The organism is Mesorhizobium sp. USDA 3734, assembly GCF_056279665.1.
In genome coordinates this window covers 4,476,432-4,492,211 of the sequence record NZ_JBWCCW010000001.1, presented here as the reverse complement: position 1 = coordinate 4,492,211, position 15,780 = coordinate 4,476,432, and the positions used below count along the sequence as shown (strand labels likewise).

Here is a 15,780-nt window from a genome sequence, read left to right as displayed (position 1 = left end):
GTTTACTTCCTCGCCAGGCCTTTGGCTGTCAGGATGGTGACCAGGCGATCCGCGACAGTCTCCGCATTGCCGCCGAGGTTCTCGCCGGAACCGCCCTGGGCCGGCAGACGCAAAGTGATGATCTCGGCAGATCGCTTGAAACCGGAGGCTTCTGGCGCGGCGCGGCCGATCGGGGTCTTGGACGCCTCGCGAAGCTTGCTGCCGGAGACGTAGCGTGGTGCCTTCGACGCTGTCTGAACGCCCAGCACCGCCGGCGTGGCCAATTCATAGGTGACGGCGACACCCGCGCCGCGCTCTTGCGTGACCCGAAGCACGGCGCCGTTCGCAACGATACGGTTGGTTCCCGACACATGCGGCCAGTCGAGCAGCGCGCCGACATAGGGCGCGAGCTGGCCGAAGACATCCTCGCTCGACTGAACGCCGCACAGAACCAGGTCGGCCGACTTTGCCCGCGCCATCGCCGCGATGGAAGCCGCGATCTCACGTGAGGTGATCATCGCGTCCTCCTCGGATTGAAGCGCCACGACGTCGTCGGCGCCGCGCGCGGCAGCCATCTGCAGGACACGGTTGGCGCCTTCGCCAATGGCCACCGCCGTCACCTTCGCACCGCCGGCTTCCTTGAGCAGGATTGCTTCCTCGAGGGCATGATCGTCGAAATCGTTGAGCTGGAAATCCAGCCATTCCCGATCGATGCTGCGCCCGTCCTCGGCGAGCTGCAGCTCGCCCGCGGAATCCGGGATCATGCGCAAGACAACAAGAATATTCACGGCCTCTCCTCCGACAGAACGCACCTCAAGCGCCCGGCACCGGCTGCTAGATAAGTCGTATTCTTCGTCGCTCCCAATGGCCAAAAAGGTAATAGCAGCTATTACAAGACGGCAGATTGACGATCGTGGGTAATCGACTGCTAATTTGCGTCAAATCGCTTTCAATCGAATTTTCCTGAATTGGAGGTTGTCAGGAAAATAGTCGTGCGATTTGCCCGGGATATAAACATCTATTGTTTGTTTATACTGTCTCGTGTGCACGAATATCTGAGGAGAGGTTTAGGCGCTCTGTCGAGCGTTCAGGAGGAGGAACCAATGTCAATAAAGAGCATACTAGACCACAAGATTTCGCGTAAGAGCTTCATCCGGGGCATGCCGGCCGTCGCGGCAGCCATGGCCGCCGCACCGGCCATCCAACTCGCCCAGACCAGCGCAGCCGTCGCTTCGGAGCCGGAGACGAAGCCCGGCTACTATGGCGCGCCGCGCACCTGGATGTGGAACCCCAATGCCAACACGATGGTCGACACCTCAAAATGGAAGAAGGCGGGTCCGTATACGATCGGGTTCTCCAATGCTTCGATTTCGAATGCCTGGCGCGTCGCCTTCCAGCATGGCGTCCTCTGGTCCGCCGGCCAGCATCGCGACGAGATCGCCCATCTTCTCGTCACCGACGCCAATGATGACCCTTCCAAGCAGATCGCGGATATCCAGGATCTGATCAGCCAGGGTGTCGACATTTTGCTCATTGCGGCCTCGACCGAGGACGCGCTCGATTCCGTCGTCGGCCGCGCAACCGAACAAGGCATTCCCGTTGTCATGGTCGATCGCAAGGTGAAGACGCCGGCCAACTACATCACCTACGTCACGGCATCCGACTGGGCACTGGGCCGTCTCGAGGCGCAGTGGTTGTGTGAGACGCTGGGCGGCAAGGGCAACATCGTGATGCTGCCCGGCATCGCCGGGTCGAGCGTCGCGGAAATCCGCATCAAGGCGAACGAGGAAGTGTTCTCGAAATTTCCCGACATCAAGGTGCTGGAGAAGCAGTATTGCGACTGGAATCCGGCAACCGGCAAATCGGTGATGGCCGCGCTGATCCAGAAGCACGGCAAGGCCATCAACGGCGTCCTGGCCGACAGTGCGCTTCAGGGCTATGGCGCGATCGAAGCGTTTCTTGACGCCGGCTACAAGGACGGCGAGTTTCCACCGATGACCGGCGGCGACGTTGCTCGAATGTATCAGCTGGCCAACCAGCACAACATCAAGATGGTCGGCATCGACTATCCGACGTCGATGGGCATCACCGGCATCGAGACCGCGCTCGACGTGCTCAAGGGCATCTCGGTCCCGGACAAGGTGGAGGTGAGCTTCCAGGTCGTCACCTCGCCGGGTGCGGATACGATCTCGGTCAAGGGCGACAGGCATCTGCTCGACCATGTCAGCATGAGCGATCCTGGCGATCTGTCGCCTAGCAACGGGCTACCCGCCGGCTATAATCCGAGCACATTCAATCCCGACTATCCGAAGTAAGCTTCCCAAGCGACCCGGTGTGCGCCCATCCTGGGCGCGCACCGGACGTGCATTGAACAGTTCGAGCACCGGGATATGTCAGCGTCTGTTATTGAACTCAGCCAGATCGAGAAGGACTATCCTGGAGTCAAACCCCTGGACAAGGTCGATTTCGCCGTGCGGCCAGGCGAGATTCATGCCCTTCTCGGCGAAAATGGCGCGGGCAAGTCGACGCTGATCCGCGTCATGGGCGGCGTGACCAAACCGAATTCCGGGGCCATGACCTATCTCGGCAAGCCGGTTTCCTGGCAGTCGCCGAAGGAAGCACGCGCTGCCGGCATCCACGTGATCCATCAAGAGCTCGCGCTTTTTCCCGAGCTTTCCGTTGCCGAGAACATTCTGGTCGATACGCAGCCCCGCGGCATGTTTGGTCTCATTTCGAACCGCGCCCGCCACGTCCGCGCCGCTGAAATCCTCGCGCAACTCGGCGTCGATATTCCAACCCACGCCAAGATCGACGAATTGCCGCTTGCCGATCAGCAAATGGTCGAGATCGCGAAAGCCCTGGTCGGCAAGGTGCGGCTTCTCATCCTGGACGAACCGACAGCGGTCATCGCTGGCCGCGAGGTCGATCTTTTGTTCGAGAACATGCGCAGGCTGCGCAACGAAGGCGTCGGCATCGTCTATGTCTCCCATCGGCTTGAGGAGATCTTCGAGATCGCCGACACGGTGACGATCCTCAAGGACGGCCAACTCGTCGGCACGAGCCCGGTAAGCGCGCTCACGCGTGAAGAGATGATCACCCGAATGGTTGGTCGCCGGCTCAGCCAGATCTATCCGCCGCGGCGTACGGCACCGGCGGGCGGCCCGGATGTGCTCACCGTTCGCAATCTCAAGGCCGGTCCGCGCGTCCGCGACGTCAGCCTCAATGTCAAGGTTGGCGAAATCGTCGGCGTGGCCGGCATGGTCGGTTCGGGGCGCACGGAGGTCGCCGAGGCTATCTTCGGCACGCGCGCCGTCGAGAGCGGGGTGATCGAATTCGATGGCAAGCCATTTGAGACAAGGCTTCCCAAGGCTTCGATAGGCCATGGGCTCGGTTTTCTGACCGAGAGCCGCAAGGACGATGGCCTGTTTCTTGGCCTGCCGATTTCCGCCAATATCGTTGCGCCCGACCTCGACGGCATAACGAAACATGGCCTGATCGACCGGAAGCAGGAACGTGCTGTGGCGATGCGGCAGATCCAGGACTTTTCGGTCGCGACGCCGTCGCCCGACGTGAAGATCGGCAATCTCTCTGGTGGAAACCAGCAGAAGGTGCTGTTCAGCCGCTGGTCGCGGATCGCCAGCAGGCTGCTTATCCTCGACGAACCGACGCGCGGGGTTGATATCGGGGCCAAGGTGGAGATTTACCGCATCGTGCGCCGGCTGGCGGATTCTGGCGTCGGCGTGCTGATGATCAGCTCAGAATTGCCTGAAATCGTCGGTCTCTCCGACAGGGTCTTCGTGATGGCGCAGGGCTACGTCGTCGGCGAAATCAAAGGCGATGCACTCGGCGAGGAGGCGATCATGGATCTCGCCGTGCGATCTGTCGGGCACCGCGAGGCGGAAATGGATCAGCGTGCGGAGCCGGTCGGATGAGTACGATCACGGTGGATCTTCGCCGCAACCGGTTGCTGCTCTCCTATCTGATCGTGGCAGTGCTGCTGGTGCTGCTTGCCGTCGCCGGCGGCTTCTTGTCCGATCGATTCCTGACGTGGCGCAACATCGGTAATCTGTTCCAGCAACTCATCGTGCTGGGCATGGTCAGCCTGGGCCAGACGTTCGTCGTGCTGATGGGTGGCATCGATCTGGCGATCGGTTCGCTGGTCGGTGCGCTCACCGTCTTTCTGGCGAATTTCCTCGAATGGCGCCCAGATCTGGTCTGGCTTGCACTGCCGCTGGCATTGGTCGCCGCCACTGCCGTCGGAGCGCTCAACGGGTTGCTGACGGTCGTACTGCGCGTCCATCCCCTGATCGTCACGCTCGGCATGTCCTCGATCATCTTCGGCGCAACGCTGATGTACCGCAAGGAGCCCGGCGGCTCCGTGCCGCGCGCCTTCGCGGATATTGCCTATGCAAAGGTCGGCGGCATTCCGTTCAGCGCCGTCGTGCTCGTCGTGTTTTTCGCGCTCGCCGGGCTTTGGCTGCAGCGCACGCGCACGGGCCGCAGCATCTACTTCGTCGGCGGCGATCGGGAGGCGGCGCGGCTGAACGGGTTGCCGGTCGATCGTATCGTGGTGCTTGCCTACGCGTTGTCGGGCCTGTGCGCCGGTATAGCAGCGATTTTCCTGACCGCCCGCACCGGCGTTGGCGACCCGCGCATCGGCGCCGCGCTGACGCTGCAGTCGGTGACGCCAGTCGTGGTCGGAGGCACCATTCTGGCCGGCGGCAGAGGCGGCGTGCTTGGTACTTTCCTCGGCGTGCTGCTCGTCACCATGCTCAACAGCCTGCTGAACTTCGTCAATGTCTCGTCCTACTACCAGTGGGTCATCCAGGGTCTCATCATCATCATCGCGGTCGGCGTCCACACCACAAGGCGGAGGTAACGATGGCGCCTCTCGATACCCCAATGCCGCGATCGCAAAGCATTTCCATGGCTTCTGTCTTCGAGCGCTACGGATTGATGATCTTCCTGGTCGTGCTGATGACCGTTGCGGCTCTCGCTTCACCGACCTTTCTGCGGCCGGCGAATCTGGTCAATGTGCTGACGATCGCGGCGCCGCTTGGCATGGTCGTCATCGGCCAGACCTTTGTCATCCTGGTGCGCGGATTGGACCTGTCCGTGGCCTCGCTGATGGCGACGGTGGCCGTTCTGGCGACCGCTTTCAAAGCCACGACCAATGAAGCGATTCCGATGATCTTCATCGCCGCGATCGCCCTGTCGGCCGTGGTGGGCCTGGTGAATGGCTGGCTCGTCGCCAAGCGCAATGTCAGCCCGTTTCTCGCGACACTGGCGATGATGATCATCCTGCAGGGCATTCGTTTCGCCTACACGGGCGGGGCGCCGATCAGCACCTTGCCGCCGGGTATGGGTTTTCTGGCCTCCGGACGGATTCTTGGCGTGCCCGTCAATCTGATCACCCTGGCATTTCTGGCAATCGCGTTCGGCATCGTGCTGCACCGGTCACGCCTCGGCCGCGAGATCTTCATGGTCGGAAGCAATCCGAAGGCCGCGTTCCTCAACGGTGTCGCGCCCGATCGCGTGGTCATCCTGTGCTACGTCATCTGCTCGGTCTGCGCGGGAATAGGCGGGCTGTTCCTGCTCGGCTATGTCGGCACCGTTTCGAACTGGGTCGGCCAAGGCTACGAACTGGACTCCATCGTCGCCGCCGTGATGGGCGGGGTCGCGCTTACCGGCGGGCGCGGCAACATCTTTGCGGCGCTGCTTGGCGTGGCCGTTCTGGTGGTGATCAACAATCTCGTGCTGCTGCTCGGATTTCCGATCGAGATGCAGCTCATCATCAAGGGTGTCATCATCATCGGCGCGGCGGCGTTCTACCGGACGCGGCTCGCCTGATCCGATGCTGTCGCTGGATCCCAATGGAGGAAGAGAATGACCGTTGAAGTTCTGGCGGATTGCGGTGCACGGGCAAGGCGCGACGAGGAAGTGGATGTCGTGATCGTCGGGGCCGGCCCATCCGGCTCGGTCGCCGCACTTCATCTGGCGCGCGCCGGCATTTCCGTCGTCGTGCTCGAGCAGGGCGAATGGCCGGACTATGCCGACTATACCGGCGCGCGTCCCGAGCACGAGCTTGTCAGCACCAAGCTCTGGCATCCCAATCCCAACGTCCGCGACAATCCCAACGACTATCCCGTCGACACCTCGACGACGGACATCAACCCGCTGATGTTTGCCGGCGTCGGTGGCAGCGCGACGCTCTACGGCGCACAGTGGATGCATTTCCTGCCGTCCGACTTCCGCGTGCGGTCGATGGATGGCGTGGCCGAGGATTGGCCGTTCACCTATGAAGACCTGCTGCCCTACCAACTCGAGATCGAACGCGAGGTGGGCGTCTCCGGTCTCGCTGGTGATCCGGCCTATCCGCCGCGCGGGGCCTATCCCTTTCCGGCGCTGCCTATGGGCTCGGTTGGTCAGCGCGGTGCGCTGGGCATGGAGAAGATGGGCTGGCACTGGTGGCCCGGCAGCAATGCCATCCCGTCGGAGAAGTTCGGCGAACTCAATCCGTGCGTGCGCCGCGGAACCTGTCTTACCGGCTGTCCGGAGGGCGCGAAATCCACGACCGACCGGTCGCATTGGCCCCTGGCCCTGAAAGCCGGCGCTCGGCTCGTCACTCGCGCCCGCGTGAAAGAAATCGAGACCAACGAGCAGGGGCTGGCGACCGGTGTCGTCTATGTCGACGCGAACGGGCGCGACCGGCGCCAGCGCGCCAAGGTGGTCATCCTGTGCGCCAATGGCGTCGGCACGCCCCGGTTGCTGCTGATGTCGGGAGGGTCCAGAACTCCGGACGGCCTCGCCAACTCGTCCGGCATGGTCGGCAAGCGGCTGATGATGCATCCCTTCGCAAGCGTACTTGCTTCCTACCAGGACCCGCTCGATTCCTGGCGCGGTCCCTTCGGTCAGCAGGTCTATTCGCTGGAATTCTACGAGACCGACGAAAGCCGCGGCTTTGTCCGCGGCTCGAAATGGAACTGCATGCCGTCGGGCGGACCGGTCGGCGTATCCGGCGCGACCGGTTCCAAGGTCTATGTCGCCGAAAGCGGCCGGTTCCAGGATTTCTGGGGTGCCAACCTGCATGAAAATGTCGCGCGCCGCTTCGGCCACTCGCTGATCTGGGGCATTGTCGGCGAGGATCTTCCGGAGGAGAGCAACCAGGTGGTGCTGTCGAAGGATCTGGTGGATTCCGATGGCCTGCCGGCGCCGCAGATCGTCTACAAGGTCAACGAGAACTCCAACCGGCTGCTCAAGTTCAACATCGACCGCTGCCTGGAATCGGTGCGCGCCGCCGGCGCCGTCGAGACGCTGGTTTCGACACCGGTGCGCGAATCGGGCTGGCATCTCATCGGCACCACCGTCATGGGAGACGATCCAAGGCGCTCGGTCGTCGACCAATGGGGCGCCTGCCACGACGTACCGAACCTCTACGTCATGGATGCCTCGACGTTCCCGACCTCGGGCGCCACCAACCCGACGGCGACCATCATGGCCGTCGCGCTGCGCAACACGCGCCGCATGATCGCCGAGCGCCGCAACCAGAAGGTGGCCTGACATGTCGAACGAGAACGCCTTCCTTGCACTCGCGGACTTCCTGATCCCCGCGCATGGCAAGATGCCGAAGTTCAGCGACGTCTGCAGTTATGCCGATGTCGAGAAGTCCCTGGATTTTCGTGTTGATCTGAAGACGGGCTTTGCGCGCGGCATCGCGGTCGATCCGGCCACCGGCGCCGAAGCTCGCCTGGAAAGCCTCAACAAGGAGGATGGCGAAGCCTTCTCGGCGATCACAACCATTGCCATCGCCACCTACTATATGAGCCCGCACGTGCGCGAGCTCATCGGCTACCCCGGCCAGGAGAACGTCCCCTACGATTCCAAGGCGACGCAAATCTACCTGACCAATGGCTCGCTCGGCCAGGTGGTCGCGCGTGGCCGCAAATATCGGCCGACCCCCGGCCTTTGATCTCCCCAAGCAACTGGAAAGGACCATCCAATGGGCAAAGACGTGTTCGACAAGGGTTTTGAAATCCGCAAATCGGTTCTGGGCGCCGAATTCGTCGAGAAATCCTTCGCCAGCGCCGACGATTTCAATCGTCCGCTGCAGGAACTCGTGACGGAATATTGCTGGGGCGCTGTCTGGGGCCGCGACACGCTCGACAAGAAGACCCGCAGCATGCTGAACCTCGCCATGCTTTCCGCGCTCAATCGTCCGCACGAGCTGAAGATGCATGTGAAAGGCGCGCTGACCAACGGTGTGACCAAAGACGAAATCCGCGAAGTCCTTCTACAGGTCGTGATCTATGCCGGCGTGCCTGCAGGCGTCGATTCCTTCCGGGTGGCGCGCGAAGCCATGCAGGAAGTCGGAGCATGACAACCCGTCCGCCGCTGGCCACGGAAAAGCTCTCGATGCTGATCGGCGGCCGCTCGGCCGCCGCGCAGTCGGGGGACTATTTCGAATCCTTCGATCCCTTCACCGGCAAGGCTTGGGCGCTCGTTCCTCGCGCCGGCGTAGCCGATGTCGATGCGGCCGTTCAGGCAGCCGCGGCCGCGTTCCGCGGCGAGTGGCGGACGATGACCCCAAGCGCGCGTGGGCAGATCATGACGCGCTTTGCCGACCTTGTGGCGGAGGAGGCCGAAAACCTGGCCGTTCTCGAAACCCGCGACAACGGCAAGCTGATCAACGAAATGCGGATGCAGTGCAAATACATTCCGCAATGGTTCCGCTTCTTTGGCGGCCTTGCCGACAAGATCGAGGGGCGTGTGATCCCGATCGACAAGCCGGGCGTGTTCAACTACACGCGCCGCGAGCCGCTCGGGGTTGTGGCCGCGATCACACCGTGGAACTCGCCCTTGATGCTGGCGACGTGGAAGCTTGCTCCAGCGCTCGCGGCCGGTAACACGATCGTCTGGAAACCGTCGGAATTCTCGTCGGTGTCGGCATTGTTCTTCGGCCGGCTTTTCGAGAAAGCGGGCTTTCCCAAGGGCGTCGTCAACATCGTCACCGGCTTCGGTCATGAAATCGGCGACCGCCTCGTCACGCATCCCGATGTCGCGAAAGTGGCGTTCACCGGTGGTGATGCAACCGGCCGCCGCGTCTATCAGGCTGCCGCTGGCGGGCTCAAGAAGGTCACGCTCGAACTCGGCGGTAAATCGGCCAACATCGTTTTCGCCGACGCCAAGATGGATGCCGCCATTCCCGGCCTCGTTTCCGGGATATTCGCCGCGACGGGGCAGACCTGCATCGCTGGCTCGCGCGCGCTTGTGCAACGCTCCGTCTACGACCAGGTGACGGAGAAGCTGGTCGCCTTCGCAAAGACCGCGAGGATTGGCGATCCGCTCGATCCCGAGACCCAGGTCGGTCCGATCACCACCCTGCCGCAGCGCGCGAAAGTGCTCGACTACATTGGCATCGCCAACGGTGAGGGCGCCGCGCAATTGCTCGGCGGCAAGATACCCGAGGACAAATCGATTGCCGACGGCTGGTTCGTGGAGCCGACGATCTTCGGCAACGTGAAGCAGTCCATGCGCATCGCCCAGGAAGAGGTCTTCGGACCGGTGCTGTCGGTCATTCCCTTCGAGGATGAGGACGAGGCGGTGGCCATCGCCAACGACACTATCTACGGGCTCGCGGCCGGGATGTGGACGCAGGATCTCGGCCGCGCAATCCGCCTGCCCGAGCGGCTTGAGGCTGGCAGCGTCTGGGTCAACATGTACCGTGCCACCAGCTATCTCTCGCCTTTCGGCGGCTACAAGCAGTCGGGCATCGGCCGGGAGAACGGCCAGACCGCCATCTACGAATATCTTCAGGAAAAGAGCATCTGGATCGATGCCGGGAATTCCATTCCCGCGCCGTTCGTCCAGCGCTGATCGAAGAGACCCTTCGGGAGGAAACCATGAACATACGTTTCGATGCCGTGCCGCCACTCGATCCCAAGGTGACGGCGTTCGTTGGCGGCAGGCACGCGATGCTGATCGGCAGCGCATGGCTGCCGGCGGCCTCCGGACAGTCGCTCGACGTCATCGACCCCTCGAACGGCCGGGTCATCGCGCAGGTGCCGGCCGGCGACGGCGCCGATGTCGATCTGGCGGTCAAGGCCGCGCGGACCGCGATCGATGGTCCATGGTCTAAAATGGTGCCGGCCGAGCGCGCCAGGCTGATCTGGAAACTCGCCGATCTGATCGATGCCAATGTCGATATGCTGGCAACGCTCAATTCCTATGAGAGCGGCAAGCCGATCGGCGATTCCCGCAACGGCGAGGTGCCGTTCACGGCCGAGACGTTCCGTTACTATGCGGGGTGGGCCACCAAGATCAATGGCGAGACCATGACCATCAACGCGCCGGGTGACTGGCATGCCTACACCCGCCGCGAGCCGGTCGGCGTCGTCGGCCAGATCATCCCGTGGAACTTCCCGCTCAGCATGCTCGCCTGGAAGGTGGCGCCGGCACTGGCGGCCGGCTGCACCATCGTGCTCAAGCCAGCCGAGCAGACGCCGCTCGGAGCGCTCTACTTCGGCAAGCTGGTCCAGGACGCAGGCTTTCCGGAAGGCGTGGTCAACATCCTGACCGGCTTTGGCGAAACGGTTGGCGCGGCGATGGCGGCCCATCCCAATATCGACAAGGTGGCTTTTACCGGTTCGACCGAAGTCGGCCGGTTGATCGCGCGCGCCGCGACCGGCAATCTCAAGAAGGTCAGCCTGGAACTCGGCGGCAAGGCGCCAACCATCGTGCTGGGCGATGCCGATATCGATATGGCGGTGGCAGGGGCCTCGAGCGCGGCATTCTTCAATGCCGGCCAGAGCTGCGGCGCGGGAACGCGTTTCTTCGTTCACAAGAAGATCTACGACAAGGTCATGTCCGGGATCGCGGCGCGCGCCGAAAAGCTGAAGCTCGGCGCGGGGCTTGATCCCTCAACCGAGCTCGGGCCTGTCGTCTCACAGCAGCAGATGGAACGCATCACCAGGCTGATCTCGGAAGGCAGGAGCGACGGTGCTGAAATCGTCACCGGCGGCGCGCGCGCCGGCGACGTCGGCTATTTCGTCAAGCCGACGGTCATTTCCATGACACGGCCGGACATGTCGGTGATCCGCGAAGAGATATTCGGGCCGGTGGCTTGCGCGATGCCCTTTGACGACGAGGATCTGGACAAACTCGCCAAGGATGCCAACGACACGGAATATGGCCTTGCCGCATCGATCTGGACCAACAATCTGAGCGCCGCGCATCGGCTGGCCGCGAAGATCAAATCCGGCACGGTCTGGGTGAATTGCCACAACTTCAATGACGTCACCATGCCGTTCGGCGGTTTCAAGCAGTCGGGTTGGGGGCGCGAACTTGGCGAGCAGGCGCTCCAGCTCTACACCGAGACCAAGACCGTCGCGATCCGGCTGCCATAGGCGAGGCGGTCGATGTCCTGCTACGAGACGATCGACGCGCGGTTCGGGGATTTGATCGATCCGGTCGCATTCCTGGAAACGATCCATACGGGAAATCGCTGGGCGGAGGGACCGGTCTATTTCGCCGACCTTCGCGCGCTGATCTGGAGCGATATTCCCAACGACCGGATGCTGCGCTGGGACGAGGAGACAGGGGCGGTTTCGCTGTTTCGAGGTCACGTCTCCAACCCGAATGGCAACACACGCGACCGGAACGGAAGGCTGGTCACCTGCATGCAGGGGGAGCGTCGCGTCGTGCGCACCGAGTGGGACGGCGCGATCACCGTGCTGGCCTCCTCCTTCGACGGCAAGCCGTTGAACTCGCCGAACGATGTGGTCGTGAAGTCCGACGGCAGCATCTGGTTCACCGACCCCAATTACGGGATCATTTCGGACTATGTCGGGCGCAAGGGCCTGCAGGAGCAGCCGGGCTGCCGCGTCTACAGGATCGATCCGCTATCGGGAGCGATCACTGTCGTTGCCGATGATTTCTCGATGCCCAACGGGCTCGCCTTCTCGCCCGACGAGAAGCGCCTCTATATCTCCGATTCCGGTTTCCTCACCGACCGCAGCGCTCCGCATCATGTGAGGCAGTTTGACGTTGACGGTGACAAACTGGTAAATTCGCGTGTCTTCGCTGACATATCGCCTGGCATTCCGGATGGTTTTCGCGTTGATGTTGCGGGCAATCTCTGGATCAGTGCCTGGGATGGCGTGCAGTGCCACACGCCCGAAGGTGTGCTCATCGGAAAGATTCAGGTTCCGGAAATGGTCGCGAACCTGGCCTTTGGCGGGCCGCGCAACAATCGGCTGTTCATCACGGCGACAACGTCGGTCTATGCAGTGTTCCTGAATGTCCGAGGCCTGAAGTATCCGTTCGGCGCGTGAACACGGATACCACGGGGTCGGCCCGGAAGCGCTGCGGCAGCGGATGGTTAGGGTGAGAGTTGGACACGAAGCAGCTACAGGTATTCATCGCCGTCGGTGCGGCGGGCAGCTTCTCGAAGGCCGCGCTCGACCTCAACGTCACCCAGCCGATGGTCACGCGCCATATTCGCGGGCTGGAGGAGGAGCTTGGCGTCGAGCTGTTTTATCGCAACGGCCGCGGTGTCGTGCTGACCGAGGCGGGCGTGCTTCTGAAGGCCCATGCCGACGAGATCGTCGAGCGGATGCGGCTGGCGCAGAATGCGGTCTCGAACCTCAAATCCTCGCCGAAGGGGAGGTTGGTGCTGGCCGTGCCGCCTTCGGTCGGCACCGTGCTGACGGTGCCGCTGGTCAAGAAGATCAAGAACGAGTTTCCCAATGTTGCGCTGCAGGTGATCGAAGGCTTCAGCGGCCACATCCTGGAATGGCTGATTGCCGGCCGCATCGATGCCGCCGTGCTCTACAATTCGCCGAACCATCCTTCCGTGCTGACCGAACCGCTGGCCGATGACGAGCTGTTTCTGATTGGACCGGTCTTGTCCGAGCGCGTGCTGCCGCGCGGGCCGGTCGGCCTCAACATCTTCGCCGAGCTGCCGATGATCCTGCCCAGCCGCCCGCACGGGCTGCGGCGGCTTATCGACAACACCCTGGCGGAGCATGGCATCTATCCGCGTGTCGAGATGGAGCTGGAGGCAATGCCTTCAACCTTGCTTCTGGTCGAGGAGGGCACTGGCTATACGGTTCTGCCCTATGCTTCCGTCCATCTCCTTGTTGAAGCTGGCCGCATCGAGGTCTGGCCATTCGACCCGCCGATTACCCGACAGCTGATCCTCGCGACCTCGTCGCAGCGACCGATGTCCTCGAACTTTCGTCCACTCTTCCGTGCGGTGCGCACGGAACTGCGGGACATCATTTCCACCCACATTTGGAAACCGACAACTTATCCTGAATGAGTGTGCGAAAAGAATGCATGGCTCCAAGTTGGCTGGCGGTTTGCGCGCCCAAGGCTGGTTTGATCAACTGAAATCCTTCCGTATCCGGACAAATCAATAGCCGTGACGACAACTGCAACCGTCGCGAGCTTCTGGGCATCCGCTACAGGTTGGCTGCGTGCGGGTGACACGTGTGGATCGACGGGCTCAGAGGGATGGAAGAACGCTCCGGATGTGATTGGCAAATGCCTCTACCGCGGGCGATCGTTCGGATTCGGCAAAAGCGATCAGGATTCCAAGGCGGGGCAATTTGGGAAAAGGCGTGTTCAGAATATAGAGGTCGGATGGGACGGCCTCCTGGGTCATGACGCTTATCGCCAGACCGGACCGCGCGACCGCAATCAGTCCGGCAAGGCTATTGCTTGCATATGATATTTTGTAGCGTATCCCGGCGCGGGCCATGGCCTCGCAGGCTGCCTTGTGGTCCATGGCGTTTGACGCCGGCAATGCCATCGGCACGGTGTCGCCAAAATCGTGAAGCTCCAGGGTCGGCTTGCTGCCCACCCATACGAGCGGTTCTGTCCGCACGACATCCTGCGCGTCGCTTGGGTTCGGAGTCGAAACAAGCGCCAGGTCGATCTGGCGCGAGTGCAGAAGCGTTCGCAATTCAACTGTCGGCGCCGAAACGACCTTGATCTCGACATCGGGGTATCTGGTTCCGAAGCTCTTCAAGAGTGCGGGGAAGAACGCGCTCAAATAGTCTTCGGGGCTGCCGAAAATCATCGAACCATGCAAGCCCTTGTCCGAGAGCGCCGAAATCGCTTCGTCATGGATTTTGAGAATGCGCTCGGCATAGGCCAGGAAGCGCTCTCCGCTCCCGGTGAGGCGGACCCCGCTGCCGCTTCGATGAAACAGACTTTGGCCGAGAGCTTCCTCAAGCCTTTGTATCTGCATGGTCACCGCCGACTGCGTACGTCCGACCTGTACCGCTGTCGCACTGAGGGTTCCCGAGTGGGCCGCACGAACGAATGTTGCCAGCAGTCTGAGATCAAGTGGAGCCTGCATATCAATTCCGTTGATATCTGAATCCGATTACTATCAATTTTACTGCACCCATGCCAGCCGCTAATTGTCCTGTTGAACGCTTTAGCGGGGCTATGAGATGTCAAAGAACTTGGATAGCGGGTTTTGGGCTTCGGCGCAGAAGCACCTCATACGATATGGCGGCACCTTTGAACCTGCCATCATCGAGCGCGCTGCGGGCTCATTCGTCTACGATGCGGACGACAGGGCCATCCTCGACTTCACGTCTGGACAGATGAGCGCACTGCTCGGGCATGCTCACCCCAAGATCGTTTCGACGGTCAGCCGGCAAGTCGAAAGGGTCGCGCATCTTTTCAGCGGCATGCTGTCGCGTCCGGTCGTCGAGCTTGCGCAACGTCTTGCGGCGCTGGCGCCTGGCCTAGACAGGGCGCTGTTGCTTTCGACCGGCGCCGAGTCGAACGAAGCGGCCATCCGGATGGCGAAGCTGGTGACCGGCAAGCACGAGATCGTTGCCTTCTCGAAGAGCTGGCACGGCATGACGGGAGCCGCGGCGTCGGCGACGTACAGCGCCGGTCGCAAGGGGTATGGACCCGCGGCGGTCGGATCGCTCGCAATCCCCGCGCCCAACAGTTTCCGGCCGCGCTTCAAGAATGCCGACGGATCTCTCGACTGGCTCACTGAACTCAACGATGCGTTTGATCTCATCGACAGCCAGTCGACAGGAAACCTGGCGGCCTTCGTCGCCGAGCCGATCCTGTCGAGCGGCGGCATGCTCGAACTGCCGCCAGGCTATCTGGCAGCGTTGCAGCAGAAATGCCGCGAGCGTGGAATGCTGCTTATCCTGGACGAGGCACAGACCGGTATCGGCCGCACTGGCGATATGTTCGCCTTTCAAAAGGACGGCGTCACCCCGGACATACTGACCCTCTCCAAGACCATCGGCGCGGGCCTTCCCCTGGCGGCTGTCATGACAACCGCTGAAATTGAAGAGACGGCGCACGACAGGGGTTTCCTGTTCTACACCACGCATGTTTCCGACCCACTGCCGGCGGCTGTAGGCCTCGCGGTGCTCGATGTGGTCGAAGAAGAGAAACTCGTCGAACGGGCAAGTCATCTCGGAGCGAGATTGTTCGACGGACTGTCGGGACTGAAGCAGCGATACGAATGCGTCGGTGACGTGCGTGGCCGTGGCCTCATGCTCGGGGTCGAGATCGTCAAGAACGGTGAGCGCAGAGACCCGGACCACGAGCTTGGCGCCAGAATTGCGGCTGAAGCGTTCAGACGCGGCCTGAGCATGAACATCGTCAAGCTTCCCGGAATGGGCGGAGTGTTTCGCATAGCTCCTCCCTTGACGATCTCCGAGGAGGAATTGGACCTCGGCTTGAGGATCATTTCCGAGTCGATCGAAGCCGGGCTTGCCGCCGCCGCGGGCCTTTCCGGCATCGCCGCAGAGTGAAGGC

At 62.1% G+C, this 15,780-nt stretch carries 14 protein-coding genes; 12 read left to right on the top strand and 2 right to left on the bottom strand.

Annotation, left to right across the window (positions count from 1 at the left end):
- Positions 1–2 precede the first annotated feature (2 nt).
- On the bottom strand, positions 3–767 hold the full coding sequence (locus tag ACZ89F_RS21835; protein WP_476094098.1) for an electron transfer flavoprotein subunit beta/FixA family protein: 765 nt from the start codon (positions 765–767) through the stop codon (positions 3–5).
- A 315-nt stretch (positions 768–1,082) separates the two neighbouring features.
- Between ACZ89F_RS21835 and ACZ89F_RS21830 the strand changes: the two genes are divergently transcribed.
- The 11 genes from ACZ89F_RS21830 to ACZ89F_RS21780 all read left to right on the top strand — a co-directional run bounded on the left by ACZ89F_RS21830 (position 1,083) and on the right by ACZ89F_RS21780 (position 13,297).
- A complete protein-coding gene (locus tag ACZ89F_RS21830; RefSeq protein WP_126068084.1) occupies positions 1,083–2,294 on the top strand; it encodes a substrate-binding domain-containing protein in 1,212 nt (403 codons plus the stop codon).
- A gap of 75 nt (positions 2,295–2,369) precedes the next feature.
- Positions 2,370–3,911 carry a sugar ABC transporter ATP-binding protein gene (locus ACZ89F_RS21825; protein ID WP_476094097.1) on the top strand — a complete coding sequence of 514 codons (1,542 nt, stop codon included), beginning with the start codon at positions 2,370–2,372 and terminating at the stop codon, positions 3,909–3,911.
- Positions 3,908–4,858: an ABC transporter permease gene (locus ACZ89F_RS21820; protein ID WP_476094095.1), complete on the top strand. Its 951-nt coding sequence runs from the start codon at positions 3,908–3,910 to the stop codon at positions 4,856–4,858. Before ACZ89F_RS21825 ends, ACZ89F_RS21820 begins: the two co-directional genes overlap by 4 nt.
- A gap of 47 nt (positions 4,859–4,905) precedes the next feature.
- Entirely contained in the window at positions 4,906–5,829 is a 924-nt protein-coding gene (locus ACZ89F_RS21815) for an ABC transporter permease (RefSeq protein WP_476094094.1), read from the top strand.
- Between the two features lie 36 nt (positions 5,830–5,865).
- Positions 5,866–7,539, top strand: a complete 1,674-nt coding sequence (locus ACZ89F_RS21810) for a GMC family oxidoreductase (RefSeq protein WP_476094093.1) — start codon at positions 5,866–5,868, stop codon at positions 7,537–7,539.
- A 1-nt stretch (position 7,540) separates the two neighbouring features.
- On the top strand, positions 7,541–7,948 hold the full coding sequence (locus ACZ89F_RS21805) for a hypothetical protein (RefSeq protein WP_476094092.1): 408 nt from the start codon (positions 7,541–7,543) through the stop codon (positions 7,946–7,948).
- 30 nt (positions 7,949–7,978) lie between these two features.
- Complete coding sequence (locus ACZ89F_RS21800) at positions 7,979–8,356, top strand: carboxymuconolactone decarboxylase family protein (RefSeq protein ID WP_109661499.1); 378 nt, start codon at positions 7,979–7,981, stop codon at positions 8,354–8,356.
- Positions 8,353–9,852 (top strand): aldehyde dehydrogenase, encoded by a 1,500-nt coding sequence (locus ACZ89F_RS21795; protein ID WP_476094091.1) that lies wholly within the window; start codon positions 8,353–8,355, stop codon positions 9,850–9,852. The genes ACZ89F_RS21800 and ACZ89F_RS21795 overlap by 4 nt, the downstream gene beginning before the upstream one ends.
- A gap of 26 nt (positions 9,853–9,878) precedes the next feature.
- Positions 9,879–11,381 carry an aldehyde dehydrogenase family protein gene (locus ACZ89F_RS21790; RefSeq protein WP_476094090.1) on the top strand — a complete coding sequence of 501 codons (1,503 nt, stop codon included), beginning with the start codon at positions 9,879–9,881 and terminating at the stop codon, positions 11,379–11,381.
- Positions 11,382–11,393: 12 nt separating this feature from the next.
- The gene (locus ACZ89F_RS21785; RefSeq protein WP_476094088.1) at positions 11,394–12,308 is read left to right on the top strand and encodes an SMP-30/gluconolactonase/LRE family protein; all 915 of its coding nucleotides are present in this window, start codon (positions 11,394–11,396) and stop codon (positions 12,306–12,308) included.
- A gap of 59 nt (positions 12,309–12,367) precedes the next feature.
- The gene (locus ACZ89F_RS21780) at positions 12,368–13,297 is read left to right on the top strand and encodes a LysR family transcriptional regulator (protein ID WP_183444942.1); all 930 of its coding nucleotides are present in this window, start codon (positions 12,368–12,370) and stop codon (positions 13,295–13,297) included.
- Positions 13,298–13,483: 186 nt separating this feature from the next.
- On the opposite strand, the gene ACZ89F_RS21775 is transcribed toward ACZ89F_RS21780, so the two are convergent.
- Positions 13,484–14,341, bottom strand: a complete 858-nt coding sequence (locus ACZ89F_RS21775) for a LysR substrate-binding domain-containing protein (protein ID WP_476094087.1) — start codon at positions 14,339–14,341, stop codon at positions 13,484–13,486.
- 97 nt (positions 14,342–14,438) lie between these two features.
- Here ACZ89F_RS21775 and ACZ89F_RS21770 point away from each other — a divergent pair, with 97 nt between their 5' ends.
- Entirely contained in the window at positions 14,439–15,776 is a 1,338-nt protein-coding gene (locus ACZ89F_RS21770; protein ID WP_476094086.1) for an aspartate aminotransferase family protein, read from the top strand.
- The last annotated feature ends 4 nt before the right edge of the window (positions 15,777–15,780 follow it).